This window comes from Pseudomonas oryzihabitans (assembly GCF_006384975.1).
In the GTDB taxonomy this organism is placed as follows: domain Bacteria; phylum Pseudomonadota; class Gammaproteobacteria; order Pseudomonadales; family Pseudomonadaceae; genus Chryseomonas; species Chryseomonas psychrotolerans_B.
In genome coordinates, this window is the sequence record NZ_CP021645.1 from 763707 (window position 1) to 781457 (window position 17751).

Here is a 17751-nt window from a genome sequence, read left to right on the forward strand (position 1 = left end):
CCGGCTACGTGCATATGAAAGGCCCGACGCAGCGCAGTTCCGGCACTCCTGAGCGAGCCGACAAAGCGTTGTTTTTTCTAGAAAAAATCGGGGAATTTTGGCTGAAGCGGAGGCCGCATCGAAGCGGTGAGGGATGGCCTGGCCGAACGGCCAGGCCGAGGCATCACATCACTCGCTGACAGCCGGCTTGGCTGCAGGGGTCTTGGCACGCGAAGCACGCGGCTTCTTCGGTGCAGCGGGAGCGACACCAACGCCCGTCGCGTCAACCTCGGCAGCCGGCTTGGCCTTGCTCGCACTGGTCTTGCCGGTGCTGGGCTTGACCGCCTGCTTGACCTTGGAAGCGACTTTCTTCGCTGCCGATTCGACCTTCTCGGTCACGGACTCACCCGCGGCGGCCGCCTCGGTCGCGGCCTTCTCGCTGCCGCTCTTGGTCTTGCCAGTGGTGCTGACCTTGCCGGCAGGTGCCTTGCTGGTGGTGGTCTTGGTCGCTCGCGGCTTCTTGGCGACGGTTTTCTTGGCCACGCCTTCCTGTTCGGCTTCGTACAGTCGGGTCGCCATTTCCCAATGGCGATCATGTTCGTGCGCCGGCCGTCCTTCAGACTCCCAGATCTGATAGGCGAGCTGCTGAATGCGTTCGTCTTTTTGGGTCATTACGGTGCGGCTCCTTGAGTGGTGTCTTGTGTGCTGAGCAATCCAAGCGGAAAACGTGCCAGAACCTCGCCAATGGATAGCTCTTTCTTTTGGTCATGGACAGATGAGGGGACGAAAGTTTCCCCGAAACGGTACATGGACAAGGTTTCAGGGAGTTTTATCCGAGTGTCTTGCCAGGCATCGGCAGAAAAGCTGATTTTCCCGCCGGCTTCCAACAGGCTGGACGTGTGTAGCGGCACCACGACGATCACTGCCTGCTCTTCCCAGGTGCGTGCGAAGGCGAGCACGTTCGCCGCGCGAGCACCTTCGACCGTCAGGGGTACATAACTGCCTTCGGTGAACAGGCGCGGATGCTGCTTGCGCAATTCCAGCACGGCGGCCAGTACCTGCTGCTTGACCTCGCCGTTCTGCCAATTCGCCAGGGCTTCTGCAGCCGAAACCTGCTGCGCCAGGGCATCCTTGCGCGGGGCGTAGTCCACCGCGCGGCGGTTGTCCGGCTCCACCAGGCTGAAGTCCCAGAATTCACCGCCCTGGTAGAGATCGGGAACGCCCGGCGCCGTGTTGCGCAGCAGCAACTGGACCAGGCCATTCAGGGCTCCGGCCGGGGCCAGTTTCTGCACGGCAGCGACGATTTCGCCACGCAGCGAGCGGTATTTGTCATCGGTGAGCAGGCCTTCCAGAAAGGCTTTGCAGGCGGTTTCATAGTCGCCATTCGGCGCCCACCAGTCCGACTCCAGCTTTTCTTCGCGCAGGGCTTTTTCCTGCCACTGCAGCAGGCGCTCCAGATAGGCCTGCAGGCCCTTGCTGTCGTCCGCCTGCAGGTCCAGCGGCCAGCTGGCGAGCAGGGTCTGGTAGAGCATCAACTCGTCACCCGGGGTCGGGGCGGGCGCCTCGTTCCACTGGCCACGCAGGGGGGCTGCCTGCTGCATCCAGCGACTGACCTGGGCGATATAGGCGTCCGGCCGCTCCGAGACCACTGCCAGCCGGGCACGGGTGTCCTCGCCACGCTTGTGGTCGTGCGTGGCGGTGGTCAGCATGTTGCGCGGGAAGTGCTCGGCGCGCCAGCCGCTGGCTTCGTGGAAGGCACTGACCGGCTGGGCGAAATGCTGGGGGTCGAAGCCGACGTCGTTACGCGAAAGCAGAGGAGCGGAGCGATAGCAGGCGGTGTCTTCCACCGCCTTGGCGGCGATGGGCGAGGTGAGCTGCTGGAACTTGGTGATGGCGCGACGCTGTTCGCGACGGGCCAGGCTGCCCACCGGCTTATGGCGCGGCGCATCGCCACCCAGCCAGGCACGCAATTGCTCGAGCAAGGGTTGCTCCGCTTCGCTGACGTGGGGCCGCGCCGCTTCCAGGGCGGTGTCGAACCACTGGGCATCGTTGCCGACGAAACCCGCCGCGCCGGCGTAGGTGCGATAGACCTTGAACTGCACGATCAACTCCAGCAGCACCCGGCGAATGGCGCCTTGGCTGGTGTCACGGGTCCGCCAATCCTGCTGGGCCAGCAGGTGCAGGGTGTGCACGGCCGACTCGAATTCGCTGTTCAGCGCCGTGGTGAGCACCAGGCGCCGCGCCTCCCGTACCTCTTCGAGGAAGTCTTCGGTACGCCCGGTGGTTTCCGCCCAGAACTTGCGCAGCGGTGCTTCACCACGGGCATCGTGCTGGACCGCCGAGACCTCGTTCATGAATTCGTAGCCGGTGGTGCCGTCGATGCCCCAGCCTTCACGCAGGTGTTCGCCCTCGGCGAGGATCTTCTCGATGTAGATGGGGAAGCCATCTTCCGGTGCACCGCCGGATCGGCTGGCGCAGAGATTGTCCACGCGGCGACGCAGCTTGCGACAATAGGCGCGCGGGTTGGCCAGGCCATCGATGTGGTCCAGTCTCAGGCCGTCGAGCAGGCCTTCGCTGATCAGGCGGAAGATCAGCGAATGGGTTTCCTCGAACACCTCGTGGCGCTCCATGCGCAGGCCACCCAGTTCGGTGATGTCGAAGAACCGCCGCCAGTTGATGTCATCCGAGGCGGTGCGCCAGCTGGCCAGGCGATAGTGCTGGCTCTCCAGCAGGGCATGCAGGCGTTCCTGGTTGGCCGGCTGGCTGCCGTCGAAGGCGGCGATGGCCTTGTCGATGGCGGCGGCGACAGCGGGCTCCTTGGCGGCATCCGCCAGCTGGCGCTGGGCACCCCGGGCTTCTGCCTGGTCCTTGGCGCGGGCGGAGAAGGCATCCGCGAACAGGCTCAGCTGGGGTAGGTCGCTCTCGCGCAGGATCTGGCCATAGGTGCCGGGATTGATGGGGAAGTGGTGAGCGTAGTACTCCACGCGGAAGGCGCCTTTTTCCGCATCGAACACCAGCTTGAGTTCGCCGGCCTGCAGGACGTTGCCATAGGCATCGCCGAGGAAGGGCAGCAGCACCTGGCCTTGCAGATCCGGGTCGGGGCCGTACCAGTTGATGTCGTAGAAGCCGGCGTAGCGGCTCTGGCGGCCCCATTCGAGGATGTCCAGCCACCAGGCGTTTTCCGAACCGCCCACGTTGGTGTGGTTGGGCACGAAGTCAGCGATCAGGCCCATACCATGCTCGCGCAGCCGGGCGACCAGGCGGCGCAGCGCCTCTTCACCGCCCAGCTCCGGGTTCACCCGGGTCGGGTCCACGACGTCGTAGCCGTGCACGGAACCAGCGCGGGCGGTGGTGATGGGGGACGCATAGAAATGGCTGATACCCAGCTTGGCGTAGTACTCCACCAGGGGCAGGGCATCGTCGAAGGTGAAATCCTTGTGGAACTGCAGGCGTACGGTAGCGCGCAAGCGACTCATCGAGTGATCTCCGGATTGTTACGAGCAGCGCTCAGCACGCTTAGGCGTCGTTCAGGGGGGGCGGCGTCCAGCAGACGGTCCGCGGGCGCATCCCAGCGGCGCAGCCAATTGGGGTGTTCGTTGGTGGTGCCGGGCAAATTGGCCTGCTCCAGCTGCCCCAGGGCGTCTTCCACCGGCAGGATGATCAAGGGCGCCGGGGTGCGACCGATGAAGTCGATGGCCGCGTCAACCGCCGCCTCGACGTTGTCGACGCTGGTATCTTCCAGGTGCAGCACCTTGGCCAGGTGACGGCGATCCTCGGCGCGTTCGGCCAATTGGTCTTCCCGGCTGGTGCCATCGGGCAGCAGGCCGAGCTTTTCCTGCCAGTCGGCATCGCGACCCTGCCACCAGCCGGTGAGGGTCGGCAGATCGTGGGTGGTGGGCATGCCCATGGCCGTGGCGGACCAGGCCTTGGCCGCCTTGAACGCCTTGCCATCGCGCTCGAACAGCAGGATCTGCATGCCCATGACGGCGCGTTCGGCCAACCGCTCGCGGAAGCCTTCGGGCACCGTGCCCAGGTCTTCGCCCATGACCACGCAGCGATAGCGCCAGGACTCCAGCGCGACCAGCCGCAGCAGATCGTCGATGGGGTAAGAGAGGTAGGCGCCATCGGCGGGCGAGGCACCCTCGGGGACCAGCCAGAGGCGTTGCAGGCCCATCACGTGATCGATGCGCACGCCTCCGGCATGGGCGAAGTTGGCCCTGAGCATCTCGATGAAGGCTCGGAAGCCGTGCTTGACCATGCCGGTGGGCGAGAAGGCGGAAATGCCCCAGCCCTGGCCTTTCTGGTTCAGCAGGTCCGGCGGGCAACCGACGGTGACCGAGGCCAGCAGCTCTTCCTGGCGACTCCAGGCCTGGCTGCCGCCACCGTCCGCGCCGACGGCGATGTCGGCGATCAGGCCGATACGCATCCCGGCATCGCGGCACTGCTGCTGCGCCGCTGCCAGCCCTTCGCTCGCCAGCCACTGGGTGAAGGCATAGAACTCCACATCCTGGGCGTGACGTTCGGCGAATTCGGCGACGGCGGGGTCCTTGGGATCGCGATACTGCCGCGGCCAATGCTGCCAGCTCGGCGAGGCTTCTCCCTGGGTAAAGGAGGCGTGCAGGGCCTCGAAGCGGCAGTGATTCTCCAGGGCTTCACCGCCCTCGCGGCGGAACGCCTCGAAGCGCTGGCGCAGTTCGCCGTCGGCGGTACGGAAGTCCAGGTGCAGGGTACGCAGCAGGCGCAGGCGCAGCTTCGCCAACGCCGGCCAGTCGATCAGCTCAAGCCGTTCGAGGCGCTCGGCTTCCGCCTGCAGGCCGGCTCTTTGCCCGGCCTGGCGCACGCGCTCGGCGCCGAAGACCAACTCCGGCGCCGCATAGAGCACGTTGAAGAACACCCGGCTGGAGGGGGAGTAGGGGCTGTAGCGACTGCCATCGGCGCTGAACATGGCATGCAGCGGGCTGATGGCCAGGGCGTCGGCACCCTTGCCGGCAGCCGCCTTCGCGAGTTGCACCAAGCCCTGCAGATCCCCCGCGCCGCTACCACCTTCGCGTCGCAGGCTGTAGAGCTGCACCGCCAGCCCCCACAACCGGGCGTGCTCGTCGCCGGTCGCGTCGGCGATGGTGTAGCACCGCTCGGGCGCTACCGCGAGGGTCAGCTGTTTGCCGTCGATTTCTGCCTGGTGGTAGCCCGGCTCGTCGATAGCCGCGAGTTGCCCCCGGGCATCCACGGTACCTTCCAGGCGCTCGCCACCTTCCAGTTGCACCTGGTAGCGGACGCCGCTCCTGAATTGATCCGGCGTCCCGACGGGTTTGCCCACCAGCGCGGTGATCAGGGGCGGCAGATGGTCCTTGTCGCCCACCTCGGCCAGCTTGCGCAGACTCGCATCTATGTCGGCGTCGCTGTCGGCCGGCAACTCGATGGCCTTGAGCAGATTGCGTAACGCCTCTGGGCTTACCTGCTGGCGCTGGCCATCGTAGGCCGTCCATTCGATGGCGATGCCGGCCGCCTTGGCCAGCTGTTCCAGGCGATCCCCGCTCATGCCTTTTTCTCCAGCCAGACCAGCGCCGTATGAGCGGCCAGTTGGCCCTCCTGGCGCTGAGCGATAGCCTTGGCATCGCTGCTGTGCAGCAGCTCGCCATTCGATTGCTCCGCCACCTTCACCGGGCTTTCGCTGAGGTTGAGCTCGATGGTCAGGCGACTGCCATCGGCCAGGGTCCAGCCGGCACGCACGGCGCGGTCGGCCAGCGCCTCGGCGCCAGTGGCACGGGCGCCCTGCAGACGCGGGAAGAGTTCCTTGCGGCGGATCTCCAGCAACTCCCGATAGAGCGCGATCCAAGCGGCATGGTCGGGCTGATCCGCCTCGCCGAAGTTAGGTTTGGAGTCCTCGAAGGTCTTGGGCGCGTTCGGGTCGGGGATCTGCTGGCGATGCTCTTCGCTGGTGAAGAAATCGAAATCCTTGAATTCGTTGCGGCGCCCGTCGCGTACCAGTTCAGCCAGCTCTTCGTTGTGGCTGGTGAAGAACAGGAAGGGTTGGCGGCTGCCCCATTCCTCGCCGATGAACAACAGCGGGATCATCGGGCTGAGCAGCAGCAGGGCGGTGGCAGCACGCAGCGCCGGCTCCGGGGCGAGGCGGGTGATGCGTTCACCGAAGGCTCGGTTGCCCACCTGGTCGTGGTTTTGCAGGAAGACGATGAAGGACGAGGCGGGCAGGTCCTTGCTCGGCTCGCCGCGAGCCTTGCCATGGCGGGTCTGCTCGCCCTGGTAGATGAAGCCCTCGCCCAGGCAGCGCACCAGCTTGGCGGTCGCGTCCTGAGTGAAGTCCTGATAGTAGCCCTCGTCCTCGCCGGTCAACAGCGGATGGATGACGTTGTGCCAGTCGTCCGTCCACTGGGCGTTGTAGTGCTTGCCGCCGAGCAGGGTGGCGGTATTGTCCTCGTTCTCCAGCATCAGGTGCACATGGCGACCCGGTTCCACGGTGGCACGGATTTCCTCGGCCATCTCTTCCAGGAAACCCTTGTCATTGATGGCGTGCACGGCATCGAATCTCAGGCCGTCGAAGCGGTACTCCATCAGCCACATCAGGGCGTTGTCGATGAAGTAACGGCGTACGGCGTCCTGGCGGAAGTCGATGGCGGCGCCCCACGGCGTGTGGATGTCTTCGCGGAAGAAACGCTCGGCGTAGGCGTGCAGATAGTTACCGTCCGGGCCGAAGTGGTTGTAGACCACATCCAGATAGACCATCACGCCATTGGCGTGGGCCGTGTCGATCAGCGACTTGAGGTCGTCCGGCGTGCCGTAGGACGCTTCCACGGCGTAGGGCAGCACCCCGTCATAGCCCCAGTTGCGGCCACCGGGAAATTCCGACAGCGGCATCAGTTCGATGGCGGTGATGCCCAGAGCCGCCAGGCGGGGCACCAGTTTCTCGACCCCGGAGAAACCGCCGAGGGTGCCGACGTGCAATTCGTAGATAACGCTCTCGTGCCAGGGGCGACCCTGCCACTCCACGGTTTGCCAGTGGTAGGTGGTGGGGTCGATGACGATACTCGGCTCATGGACGTCGCCGGCCTGGGCGCGGGAGGCAGGGTCGGGTACCAGTTGATCGCCGATCTGATAGCGATAGCGCGTTCCCGCGCCACACTGGGCCTCGACGCTGAACCAGCCGTCGTCCTGGGCTTCCAGGGGGATGGTCATGCCGCCTTCCAGGGCCACCGACACGGCGTCGGCACTGGGCGCCCAGAAATGAAACAGCGTGCGGTCCTTGCTCAACAGCGTGGCACCGGCACGGGTCTGCCAGGCGTAGCCCCCGGTCACTGCGGCTGCGTCGCGCGAAATATCAGTCATGGATGGAAAACTCCCGAAGCCAGACGGCAGAAAAGAAACTGCGGCCCTGATGGCCGCAGTTGCAGTTATGACCGGTGGGAGTCGCTCAAAGTTGAGCGGGGCAAGCGCTTTTCGTCGGTCCGTTGTCGGCGGAAAAGCGCTTGGCAGCCAGCCTGGGCATCAGGCGCGGGCCTGACGCTCCTGCTGGACGGTGGCATCGAGCAGATCGAGGTACAAGGCAGCGTAAGGCTTGGCGCATTCGGACCAGAAGAACGGACCCTGCATGGCCCGACGGCGCATGGCGTTGAGCAGGTCCTTACGCTCGAAAACACCCAGGGCGCGGTCGATGGCGCTGACGTAGTTTTCCAGCGACAAGGGGTTGAACAGGAAGCCGGTGGTGCCGTCTTCGATGCTGTCGGCCAGCCCACCCGTGCGGGTAGCGATCGGCAGCGAAGCGAAGCGCTGGGCGTACATCTGGCTCAGGCCGCAGGGTTCGAAACGCGACGGCATCAGCAGGAAGTCGCTGCCGGCATACATGCGGCGGGCTTCCGTCTCGCAGAAACCGATGTGGGCACTGACACGGCCGGGATGACGCAACGCCAGGGCGCGGACCTGCCGCTCGATGTGCGGCTCACCGCAACCGATGATCATCAGCTGGCCACCGCGGGCGACGATGTGGTCGGCGGCCTCGATGGTCAGGTCGATACCCTTTTGCTGCACCAGGCGCGACACGACGGCGAACAGTGGGCCGTTGGAGGGCTCCAGTCCGAATTCCTCGCGGATGTGCGCGGCATTGACGGCCTTGCCATCCCAGTCCTGTTCGGTGAAGCACTGGCTCAGGTGGGGATCGCTGCAGGCGCTCCAGTCGTCATCGATACCGTTGAGCAGGCCGGTGAGCTTGCCCTGGCGCGCTTTGACCTGCAGCAGGCCTTCCAGGCCATAGCCGAACTCGGGCGTGGTGATTTCCTGGGCGTAGGTGTGGCTGACGGTGGTGATGTGATCGGCGTAGACCAGGCCGGCCTTGAGGAAGGACACCTTGCCCCAGAATTCGAGACCTTCCATCTGGAAGGCATGATCCGGGATGTCCAATTCGGCCAGTACCGAAGCCGGGAACAGACCCTGATACGCCAGGTTGTGGATGGTGGTCAGGCAGGGGGTGGTGGAACCCTTCCAGCGCAGATAGCCTGCAGCCAGGCCGGTCTGCCAGTCGTTGAGATGCAGCAGATCCGGCACCCAACGAATGGAGGCTTCGCCCAGGGCGAAGTCGGCGGCGGCGCTGGCCAGGCGGCCGAAGCGAATGTGGTTGTCGGCCCAGTCGGCGTTGTTGAGATCGCCGTAGGGATTACCCGGACGCTCGTAGAGCTCGGGGCAGATCAGGACATAGACGACCAGCCCGTCTTCCAGGTTGACCCGGCCAATGTCGCAGGCCGGCATCGCGGCGCGAGCAGCTATACGACCGACCATCTGCATACGATCCTTGACCGCTGCCATGACCTGGCGATAACCGGGAATCAGCACCCGGACATCATGGGAGGCAGCCAGGGCGCGGGGCAGGGCGCCAGAAACCTCGCCCAGGCCACCGGCCTTGACGAAATCGGAAATTTCCGGGGTCACAAAAAGAATGCGCTTGCGGGTTTCGACGACGGAGCTCAGCGTCAGCTGGGGCTCGTCCGTACGCTTGCGGAGAGAGCTGGATCTGGTAGTGCGGGTGGCAGTTTCAACGGGCTCCAGGGCCCCAAATTTCCCCACGACGGCGTTTGCCATGGTGCGCTCCCAATGCAGCAAGTTCGAGACTGAGGTTTACCTGATTGCTTCTTTCCTGAAGCGCGATGCTCCTGGTTCAAAAACGCCTACAGCCGAGCTGCTACAGCCTTTTTGCCGGTCACCTCTTCTGAGATGTCTGGATCTGGGCGAGAACTGCTTCGCGGATTTCCAGATTGCTCTCGCACTGACTCACGGACACCGTCACAAGTTTCCCGCTCGAATGTTGCGGTCCTGCTTTGCTTTGCCAAATACATGCCCAAAGCCCATAGGTCTTCATTAGTGCGTTAAGAATTGAGGCTCCCTGCCGCCGCTTGATGCCTCCACGATTGGCGCTGATGGGCACAATAATCAGACTTCTGGTTGGCGTACGACAGGCTCTTGCCTTTCGTCGGATTTCATGGATGGTAGGCTGTCCCGCCGACCAAGCTCCGTCCGGAGCTTGGGCAGGCACAGGGGAAATTCGCGATTGATATAGGTGATCAGCCGCTCCCGCACGAAGCAGCGCAGGTCCCAGTTCTTCGAAGAGTCGCCCGAACTTACCAGGACGCGAATCTGCATGGATTCGCTGGAGGCATCGGTCACCTGGAGAACGCAGACACGGCCATCCCACAAATGGGGCACCTCGGCGCAGGCGCGTTCCAATTCAGTGCGAATGGGCGCCAGCGGCAGCGAGTAATCGACCCAGATGAACACCGAGCCGATGAGGCTCGACGAGGAGCGCGTCCAGTTCTGGAACGGGGTCTCGATGAAGTACTGCAGGGGCACCACCAGCCGCCGATCGTCCCAGATCCGCACCACCACATAGGTGCCGGTGATTTCTTCCACCCGGCCCCATTCGCCTTCGACGATGACCACGTCGTCCAGGCGGATCGGCTGGGTCACCGCGATCTGCAGACCGGCGATGAGGTTGCCCAATACCGGGCGGGCGGCGATACCGGCGACCAGGCCGGCGACGCCAGCCGAGGCGAGCAGGCTCGCGCCCACCTGACGCACTGCGGGAAAGGTCATCAGCATCAGGGCGATACCGACCAGCAGCACCACGAAACTCAGGCTGCGCACCAGAACCCGGTTTTGCGTCTGGATTCGCCGCGCCCGCAGGTTGTCGGCCACGTCCACCGGATTGCGCAGGGCGATGGTCGCGCCCACTGCCTTGACCGCCCGCAGTCCCAGCCAGGTGAAGGCGGCGATGCTGAGCAGGCCGGTCACATGCTGTACTGCACGCAACAGGGGGAGGGCATCAGGTGCTGAATTCCACACACCCTGGAGCACCACCAGCGGCACCGCGAGGCGCGCGGGTTTTTCGATGAACTTCACCAGGTTGCGCGCCAGCAGGAAGGGATTGGCCAGGCGACGGATCGCCGCGAAGGCCACGGTTAGAGCAATGCTGGTGATGACCAGGGCGATCATCGCCGCGATCAGCGTGGTGATCCAGGGGGCGTGTAGCCAGCCCGTCCAGTCGATGTCCGTCATGCGCTTTTCCTTTGGCTGACGGCTTCCCATGATCCTTAGAGCTGACGCGTCCGATCGCGGGAAGCCCTTCGAGATACCTGATTTCCGACTGAACCGATTGAGCACGGTTCCCACATTTCCAAACGAATCGTATGGGTCCTTTAATACCACCCCTATATAAAAAGCCTGGCTATTGGACCTGCCGAATTTTCGCAAGCTGATGGGTCGAAATGTCGCAATGCCGGTCCAATTCGCGATGGAACTGCGCAGCAGGCGTGGGATAGGAGTAGAATTCGCGCCCCAATGAGACACGTCCAGTCAGATGGCGGACCTGCGGAGATCGAGACGGATTTATGAAACCAGTGGTAGTGGTTGTCGAAGACGAGAACATGTTGCTCGGGCTGATGGAAGAAGTGCTCGAAGGTGAAGGCTTTCAGGTGCGGACCTTCGGTACCGCGGATCTGGCCTGGGAATTCCTGTCGACCGCGCGCCCCACGCCGAACCTGCTGATCACTGACGTGCGCATGCCGGGTGTCATCGATGGTCTCGAACTGGCTCGTCGCGTCAAGCAGCACCTGCCGGGGCTGCCCATCATCGTCTCCTCGGGCTATTTCGAAGAGTTGCAGCCCGAACGGGCGCCGGATATCTACTATCTGCCCAAGCCCTGGCGCTTCGATGACCTGCTGGCCGGTTGCTACCGCTTCCTCAATCAGCGCAAAGCCTGATTCCTGCTTTTTGGCGGCCCATTAGCGGGCCGCGCCCTCTTTGAATCTCCAACCGCGATCCTCCGTGTTCCTTCTACGGACGCCCTCCGCCGTGCCTAAGCTGATTCCATTTCGTTATTTAATCTTCGGTACTTAGATCCTTTAGTGTGGCCTTCAGTGGACGTCGCTTCGACGTTACCGAAGGCGCAGGTGGCGCCTTCACCTACAAGGAAGGCCTGCATGAGTTCTCTGATCAAGTCCCTAGTATTGGCTATCGGCGCGGTGGCATTCGCTGGTCAGGCGTTCGCCGCCGACCTGGTGATCGGCTACCAGACCGGTGTCGATCCGTCCAAGGTCGCCCAGGCCGACGGCCTCTACGAAAAGGCCATTGGCCAGAAGATCGATTGGCGCCGCTTCAACAGTGGTCCCGAGGTCGTTGCGGCCTTGGCGTCGGGCGATGTCCAGATCGGCAACCTCGGCTCCAGCCCCTTGGCCGCCGCTACCTCGCGCAAGTTGCCACTGGTGACGTTCATCGTCTCGGCGCAGATCGACTCCGCCGAAGCGCTGGTGGTGCGTAACGGCAGCGGTATCGACAAGCCCGAGCAATTGGTGGGCAAGACCATCGCCACGCCTTTCGTTTCCACCTCGCACTACAGCCTGCTGGGTGCGCTCAAGCACTGGGGCGTCGATCCAACCAAGGTCAAGATCGTCAATCTCAATCCCACCGAAATCGCGGCCGCCTGGCGCCGGGGCGACATCGATGGCGCCTTCGTCTGGTCGCCGGCCCTGGGTGAGATCAAGAAGAACGGCAAGGTACTGGCCGATGCCGCCCAGGTGGGCGCCTGGGGCGCGCCGACCTTCGAAGTCTGGGTCGCGCGCAAGGATTTCGCCGAGAAGCATCCCGAGATCGTCAGCCAGTTCGCCAAGGTCACCCTGGATGCCTTCGCCGACTACCAGGCCCATGGCAAGGAGTGGGGGCCCGATTCGGAACAGGCGAAGAAGATCGCCCGCCTCACCGGTGCGGACGCCGCCGACATCCCCGAACTGCTGGCCGGCTCGCGCTATCCGGATGCCCAGGCCCAGCTCGGCCCGGACCTGCTCGGCGGTGGCACCGCCAAGGCGATTGCCCGCACCGCCGAATTCCTCAAGGAACAGAAACGCATTCCCACGGTGCCCGCTGACTACTCGCCCTATGTAAGCGCCGAGTACGTCCGCAAGGCCCAGTGATTCCGAGTTCTTCACGCCACGACTCGCCCCTCTTCGGAGGGGCTTTTTTTCCCTCCCGACAGGAGCCGATCATGAGTCGACTTAGCCTGGAACAGGCCAGTCTCGGTTTTGCCCGCCGTGGCCGTATCCAGCCGATACTGCAGAATCTCGATCTCGCGGTGGAGAAGGGCGCCGCGGTGGTGGTGCTGGGGCCTTCCGGCTGCGGCAAGTCCAGCCTGCTCAATGTGCTGGCGGGTTTCCAGCCGCTCGACGGCGGACGGGTACACCTCGACGGTCGCACCCTGGAAGGGCCCGGTGGTGAGCGCGGCGTGGTATTCCAGGATGACGCCCTGATGCCCTGGCTCAATGCCCTGGACAATGTCGCGCTCGGCCTGCGCCTGCGTGGATTGCCGCGTAGCGAGCGTGAGCGCCGGGCGCAGGAGATGCTGGAACTGGTGGGCCTGGCCCAGCACGGTGAGCACGCCATTGGCGAGTTGTCCGGTGGCCAGCGTCAGCGCCTGGGGTTGGCGCGAGCCTTGGCGGTGGATCCGGATTTCCTGCTGCTCGACGAACCCTTCGGCGCCCTCGATGCCCTGACCCGGGAGCGCATGCAGCTCCTGCTGCTGGAGGTATGGAAGCGCACGGGCAAGGGCCTGTTCCTCATCACCCACAGCGTCGACGAAGCCCTGTTCCTGGCCACCGATCTGCTGGTGTTGGACGGTCCTCCAGCGCGCATCGTGCGGCGGCTCGAGGTTCCGTTCGCCCGTCGCTATCTGGCGGGCGACTCCGTCCGCGCGATCAAGGCCGATCCCCGTTTCGCCGAGCTGCGCCAAGAGCTGCTCGACCTCTTTCTGCAGGAGACGCCCGACCATGTCCTCTGAAACCCTTGCCACCCCAGTTCGCGAAGCCCGTGAAAGACGGGTGCTGCGCCTGGATCGCCGCCGCGTCGCCGCCCTGGGTACCTTGACCGGCGTGGTAACGCTCTGGTGGACCGCGACTCACCTGGGCTGGGTCGACACCCTGTTCCTGCCATCACCCGAGCAGTTACTGGTCGCCCTGCAGGGCCTCCTCGCGGACGGTTACCTGGATGCCAGTCTCTGGCAGCACCTGAGCACCAGCCTGTTGCGGGTGCTCGCGGCCTTGCTGGCGGCGTTGCTCACCGCGGTCCCCTTGGGCATCGCCATGGGGCTCAACCCCACGCTGAACGCCGCCCTGGACCCTCTGGTGGAGTTCTATCGACCGATCCCACCGTTGGCGTACCTGCCGCTGATGGTGATCTGGTTCGGCATCGGTGAGCTGTCCAAGGTGCTGCTGATCTATCTGGCGCTGTTCGCGCCGCTGTTGATCGCCACTGTGGGCGGCGTACGCCGTGTCGATCGCGCGCGGGTCCAGGCGGTACGTTGCCTGGGCGCGTCGAAGGTGCAGGTGGTGCGCCACGTCATCCTGCCCAGCGCCTTGCCCGACATCCTCACCGGCCTGCGCATCGCCCTAGGCGTGGGCTGGTCGACGCTGGTGGCGGCCGAGCTGATCGCCGCCAATCGAGGCCTGGGCTTCATGGTGCAATCGGCGGCCCAGTTCATGGCCACCGATGTGGTGGTGGTGGGCATCCTGCTGATCGCCAGCATCGCCCTGTCCATCGAACTCGGCCTGCGCGCCCTGCAGCGGCGCTATGCCGGCTGGAATTGAAGGAGCCTCGGGATGACCATTACCTTCGAACGTCTGAGCCCCGCGCTAGGTGCCCGGGTCCATGGCCTGGATCTGCGTGAACCCTTGGATGCCAGCCGCCAGGCCGCCTTGCACCAGGGGCTGCTGGAGCACCAGGTCCTCTTCTTGCGCGACCAGTTGCTCACGCCACGTCAGCAGCGTGATGTGGCAGCGCGGTTCGGTGACCTGCACATCCACCCCATCTATCCCAAACATCCCGCACAGGCGGAGATCCTGGTGCTGGACACCGAACTCAACGACCTGCGGGATAACGCGCTCTGGCACACCGATGTCACCTTCATCCAGACGCCGCCGCTGGGTTCGCTGCTCAGCGCGCGTCAGGTGCCCGCTTATGGCGGTGACACCCTCTGGGCGAGTAATTCGGCGGCCTACGCGGCGCTGTCCGCACCGTTGCGCGAACTGCTCGACGGCCTGACGGCCTGGCACGACCTGAGCAAATCCTTTCCGCTCGAACGCTTCGGGCACACCGCGGAAGGGCTGGAGCGTTTCAATGCGGCGCGGGCAGCCAATCCACCGGTGCGCCATCCGGTGGTGCGGGTACACCCGGAAACCGGGGTGAAGGGCCTGTTCGTCAGCGCGGGCTTCACCACGCGTATCGTCGAGCTGGAAGAGGCCGAGAGCGACGCCTTGTTGCAGCTGCTGTTCGCCCATGCCGCGCGGCCGGAGTTCCAGGTGCGCTGGCAGTGGCAGGCCGGGGATCTGGCCTTCTGGGACAACCGCATCACCCAGCACTACGCCTGTGACGACTATCGACCCCAGCGCCGGATCATGCATCGGGCGACCATCCTCGGCGATCGACCACGCGGACCCCGCGAAGCGGTTTGACCGGCTGCGTGGCGGGGGCGATGTGTCAGGAGTCGCTGAGAACGTCGACCAGGCCCAGGACGAAGAACAGTACGATGCAGACTACCGCGACCACGACCGGGATGAAGCGTGGGTCCTTGATCGCCTTCCACATGACCTGACGATTGCTGCGGGACTTTTCCATGGTGCTGCTCCAAGAAGTAAGTCCCGATGTTAATGCATCGCCGGGCAGGGCGAATAGCGGCTCACGGCGTCTATCTCGAGGCGCCCGAGGGTTGCTCGGGCAGCTAGGCCACGCCAATTTTCCACTGTGGCGGCGGTGGGGTGCCGTTGACCGCGTAGTCGCCGACGATGCGATCCTTGTAGATGCGCGGGTTGTGCGAGGCGAGGGTGCGGGCGTTGCGCCAGAAGCGATCCAGCCCCTGGGGCCTGAGGGTCGCCGAAGCGCCCAGGGCGTCGAACAGGCGACCGGAGGCGTCGATGATCAGATCGGTGACCACGTTCAGCGACTGGCAAACCTCCAGCTCAGCCAGCTCCACCGCGCGATCTTCCGCCGCCTGGTCATCCGCGTGCCTGAGGTTGTACACCCGTTGCAGCGCCTCGGCATTCTTCAGCGTGATCACCCCGGCGCAATAGGCGGCGCTACGCACCTGGCCCACTACGGCCAGCACCTGCGGGTCCTGACTGACGCGGTCGGCATTGCCAATGGTGAAGGTGCGGGTACGCGCCGCCACGGCGGCTGCCACCTCGCTGCTCATGGCGCGTCCCATGCCGGCGAGGTTGGCCAGGTGGAAGACCTGGAAGAAACCCGGCGAATAGCGGAAGCGCTCGCCCACCGCCACCACGTCCGCCGGCGTTACCCGCACGTTGGTGAAGGTCGCGGTCCCGCTGGCGGTAAGGGTCTGGCCGAAACCGTTCCAGTCATCCACCACCTCCACACCCGGCGCGTCACGGCGAACCGTGGCCATCACCCGGTTACCGGCTTCGTCGGTGGCGCCCACGTCGATCCAGTCGGCGTAGAGCGAGCCCGTGGTGTAGAACTTGGTGCCCGAGAGCAGTAGTTGGTCGCCGTCGCGGCGTAGGCGGGTACTGAATTCGGCGCGGCGGGCATCGCCGACTTCGCTGGAAGCCGGCCCTATGGTCTCGCCAGCGGCGATACGGGCGAACCAGCGCGTACGGCGATCCTGGTCGTCGCTGTTCAGCAGGCCCTCGACGAAGCCCATGTGGCCGCGCACCGCTTGCACGAGGTTGGAATCGGCTTCGCCCAGCTCGATGAGCAGGGCGAACAGCTCCGGCAACGTCACCCCCGCGCCGCCCTGTTCGACGGGCAGGCGCAGGGCAGTGAACCCCGCAGCCTTGAGCCAACCCAGTTCTTCGACGGGTAGGCGCCGCTGCACCTCGCGCTCGATGGCCCCCTCCCGAATGCGTTCGAACAGGGGCTGGAAACGTGCCGAGAGTTCGGCGTGGCGAGTGGATGGGCCGGCGCCCCAGCCTGAGGATATGACGGTCATGCGCAGCAGATTCCTTCTGGAAGATTCAAAGCTCGTGGACGATGCCGAGGCGCCGCATTTCGGTGTGGGCAGCGCCAGTAGTGCCGATTAGGGTGATGGCCGCGACGAGGCCGCGGCCCAGGGTGCGAAGACGCTTCATGAATGGCTCCTTGCGTATCGGGTCAGGCGGCCAGGTGTTTCTTGTCGGCTTCGCTACGCGGCGAGCGGGCCTCGGCTGAGGGCCTGATGGCTTGGCTGGGGCGGCCGTCGACGCCGAGCGGTACCTCGCCAGCGATGGTGGTGCGCCGCACGATCCGCTCGGCACTGCCGTAGTCGTCGACGGCGATATGCTGGGTGGCGCGGTTGTCCCAGAGCACCACATCGCCCGTCCGCCAGCGCCAGCGCACGGTGTTTTCCAGCGCGGTGATGCGGTCCTGGAAGAGGCGCAGCAGTTGCTTGGAGTCGTTGGCGCTGACGCCCTGGATCTGCTTGACGAAATGCCCCAGCACCAGGACGCGTTCACCCGTTTCCGGATGGATCTGCACCAGCGGATGCTCGGTCTCGTAGATTTCGGCGGTGAATTCCTCGCGATAGCGGCGCAGGCCGTTGGCCTCGGCGTGGCGCGACGGTGCGTAATCGTAGACATTGCTGTGCAGGGCGCGTAGGCCGTCCGCCAGCGCCTTGAGCGGCTCCGGCAGGTCGGCATAGGCCGCGGCGGTATTGGCCCAGACGGTATCGCCGCCTCGGTCGGGTATCACCACGCCACGCAGGATGGAGATCTTCGGGTAGTCCACCACGAAGGTGACGTCGGTGTGCCAGGAGTTGGCCCGGCTGTGTCGTGAATCCAGGTTGAGAATGGCCGCGCTGCGCTCCGCCGAACGCACGGTGGGGTGGGGCACCTGCTCACCGAAGCGCCGGGAAAAGGCTTCGTGCTCGTCATCGCTCAGATGCTGGTCGCGCAGGAATATCACCTTGTGTTCGAGCAATGCCCGGTGCAATGCGGCAAAGGTCGACTCGTCGAGATCGGCGGACAACTTCACGCCGGAAATCTGCGCGCCGATACGACCGGTGAGAGGTTCGATCACGAGGGACATGGCAACACTCCTGGCGGCTGAGAGAGCGCTGGAGTTTAAAAGTCTAGTTTGGGGCGTTTCCAATCTTCATTGCTGCTAAGCATATGCTTGGCAGTCTGTCTTGATCGAAGTGTTCGCCAGGCAACACTTGGAGATCAGTTGTTTATATTTGGTTCGTTTTAAGTTTCTGATTTCTTTGATTTTGTTTGATTTAAATTTTCCCTGCACGACGTTTGG

Annotated in this window: 14 protein-coding genes; 5 read left to right on the forward strand and 9 right to left on the reverse strand. The window is 64.5% G+C overall.

The features are described 5' to 3' along the window. Positions 1–168 precede the first annotated feature (168 nt). The 6 genes from CCZ28_RS03450 to CCZ28_RS03475 all read right to left on the reverse strand — a co-directional run bounded on the left by CCZ28_RS03450 (position 169) and on the right by CCZ28_RS03475 (position 10533). Positions 169–651, reverse strand: a complete 483-nt coding sequence (locus tag CCZ28_RS03450; protein ID WP_140215914.1) for a DUF2934 domain-containing protein — start codon at positions 649–651, stop codon at positions 169–171. Further along, positions 651–3455, reverse strand: coding sequence for a malto-oligosyltrehalose synthase (treY, locus tag CCZ28_RS03455; protein WP_140215916.1), 2805 nt, complete (start codon positions 3453–3455; stop codon positions 651–653). Before treY ends, CCZ28_RS03450 begins: the two co-directional genes overlap by 1 nt. Beyond that, positions 3452–5518 (reverse strand): 4-alpha-glucanotransferase, encoded by a 2067-nt coding sequence (gene malQ, locus CCZ28_RS03460; RefSeq protein WP_140215918.1) that lies wholly within the window; start codon positions 5516–5518, stop codon positions 3452–3454. The genes treY and malQ overlap by 4 nt, the downstream gene beginning before the upstream one ends. Beyond that, positions 5515–7320, reverse strand: coding sequence for a malto-oligosyltrehalose trehalohydrolase (gene treZ / locus CCZ28_RS03465; protein ID WP_140215920.1), 1806 nt, complete (start codon positions 7318–7320; stop codon positions 5515–5517). Before treZ ends, malQ begins: the two co-directional genes overlap by 4 nt. A 159-nt stretch (positions 7321–7479) precedes the next feature. Next, positions 7480–9063 carry a glycogen synthase GlgA gene (glgA, locus tag CCZ28_RS03470; RefSeq protein WP_240795224.1) on the reverse strand — a complete coding sequence of 528 codons (1584 nt, stop codon included), beginning with the start codon at positions 9061–9063 and terminating at the stop codon, positions 7480–7482. Between the two features lie 348 nt (positions 9064–9411). Continuing rightward, positions 9412–10533 carry a mechanosensitive ion channel family protein gene (locus tag CCZ28_RS03475; protein ID WP_140215922.1) on the reverse strand — a complete coding sequence of 374 codons (1122 nt, stop codon included), beginning with the start codon at positions 10531–10533 and terminating at the stop codon, positions 9412–9414. A 332-nt stretch (positions 10534–10865) separates the two neighbouring features. Between CCZ28_RS03475 and CCZ28_RS03480 the strand changes: the two genes are divergently transcribed. The 5 genes from CCZ28_RS03480 to tauD all read left to right on the forward strand — a co-directional run bounded on the left by CCZ28_RS03480 (position 10866) and on the right by tauD (position 14972). Continuing rightward, on the forward strand, positions 10866–11237 hold the full coding sequence (locus CCZ28_RS03480) for a response regulator (RefSeq protein WP_140215923.1): 372 nt from the start codon (positions 10866–10868) through the stop codon (positions 11235–11237). A gap of 219 nt (positions 11238–11456) precedes the next feature. Then, entirely contained in the window at positions 11457–12443 is a 987-nt protein-coding gene (gene tauA / locus CCZ28_RS03485; RefSeq protein WP_140215925.1) for a taurine ABC transporter substrate-binding protein, read from the forward strand. Positions 12444–12514: 71 nt separating this feature from the next. Continuing rightward, complete coding sequence (locus CCZ28_RS03490) at positions 12515–13303, forward strand: taurine ABC transporter ATP-binding protein (protein WP_140215927.1); 789 nt, start codon at positions 12515–12517, stop codon at positions 13301–13303. After that, positions 13293–14108, forward strand: a complete 816-nt coding sequence (gene tauC / locus CCZ28_RS03495) for a taurine ABC transporter permease TauC (protein ID WP_140215929.1) — start codon at positions 13293–13295, stop codon at positions 14106–14108. Before CCZ28_RS03490 ends, tauC begins: the two co-directional genes overlap by 11 nt. Positions 14109–14120: 12 nt before the next feature. Further along, complete coding sequence (gene tauD / locus CCZ28_RS03500; RefSeq protein WP_140215931.1) at positions 14121–14972, forward strand: taurine dioxygenase; 852 nt, start codon at positions 14121–14123, stop codon at positions 14970–14972. Between the two features lie 25 nt (positions 14973–14997). Here the strand turns inward: tauD and CCZ28_RS24370 are convergent, their stop codons facing one another. From CCZ28_RS24370 to CCZ28_RS03510, 3 genes are all read right to left on the reverse strand, one after another. Next, positions 14998–15135 carry a hypothetical protein gene (locus CCZ28_RS24370; protein ID WP_167509201.1) on the reverse strand — a complete coding sequence of 46 codons (138 nt, stop codon included), beginning with the start codon at positions 15133–15135 and terminating at the stop codon, positions 14998–15000. Positions 15136–15238: 103 nt separating this feature from the next. Further along, positions 15239–16462, reverse strand: a complete 1224-nt coding sequence (locus CCZ28_RS03505) for an acyl-CoA dehydrogenase family protein (protein WP_140215933.1) — start codon at positions 16460–16462, stop codon at positions 15239–15241. A 161-nt stretch (positions 16463–16623) separates the two neighbouring features. Beyond that, positions 16624–17535, reverse strand: coding sequence for a TauD/TfdA dioxygenase family protein (locus tag CCZ28_RS03510; protein WP_140215935.1), 912 nt, complete (start codon positions 17533–17535; stop codon positions 16624–16626). Positions 17536–17751: the final 216 nt, after the last annotated feature.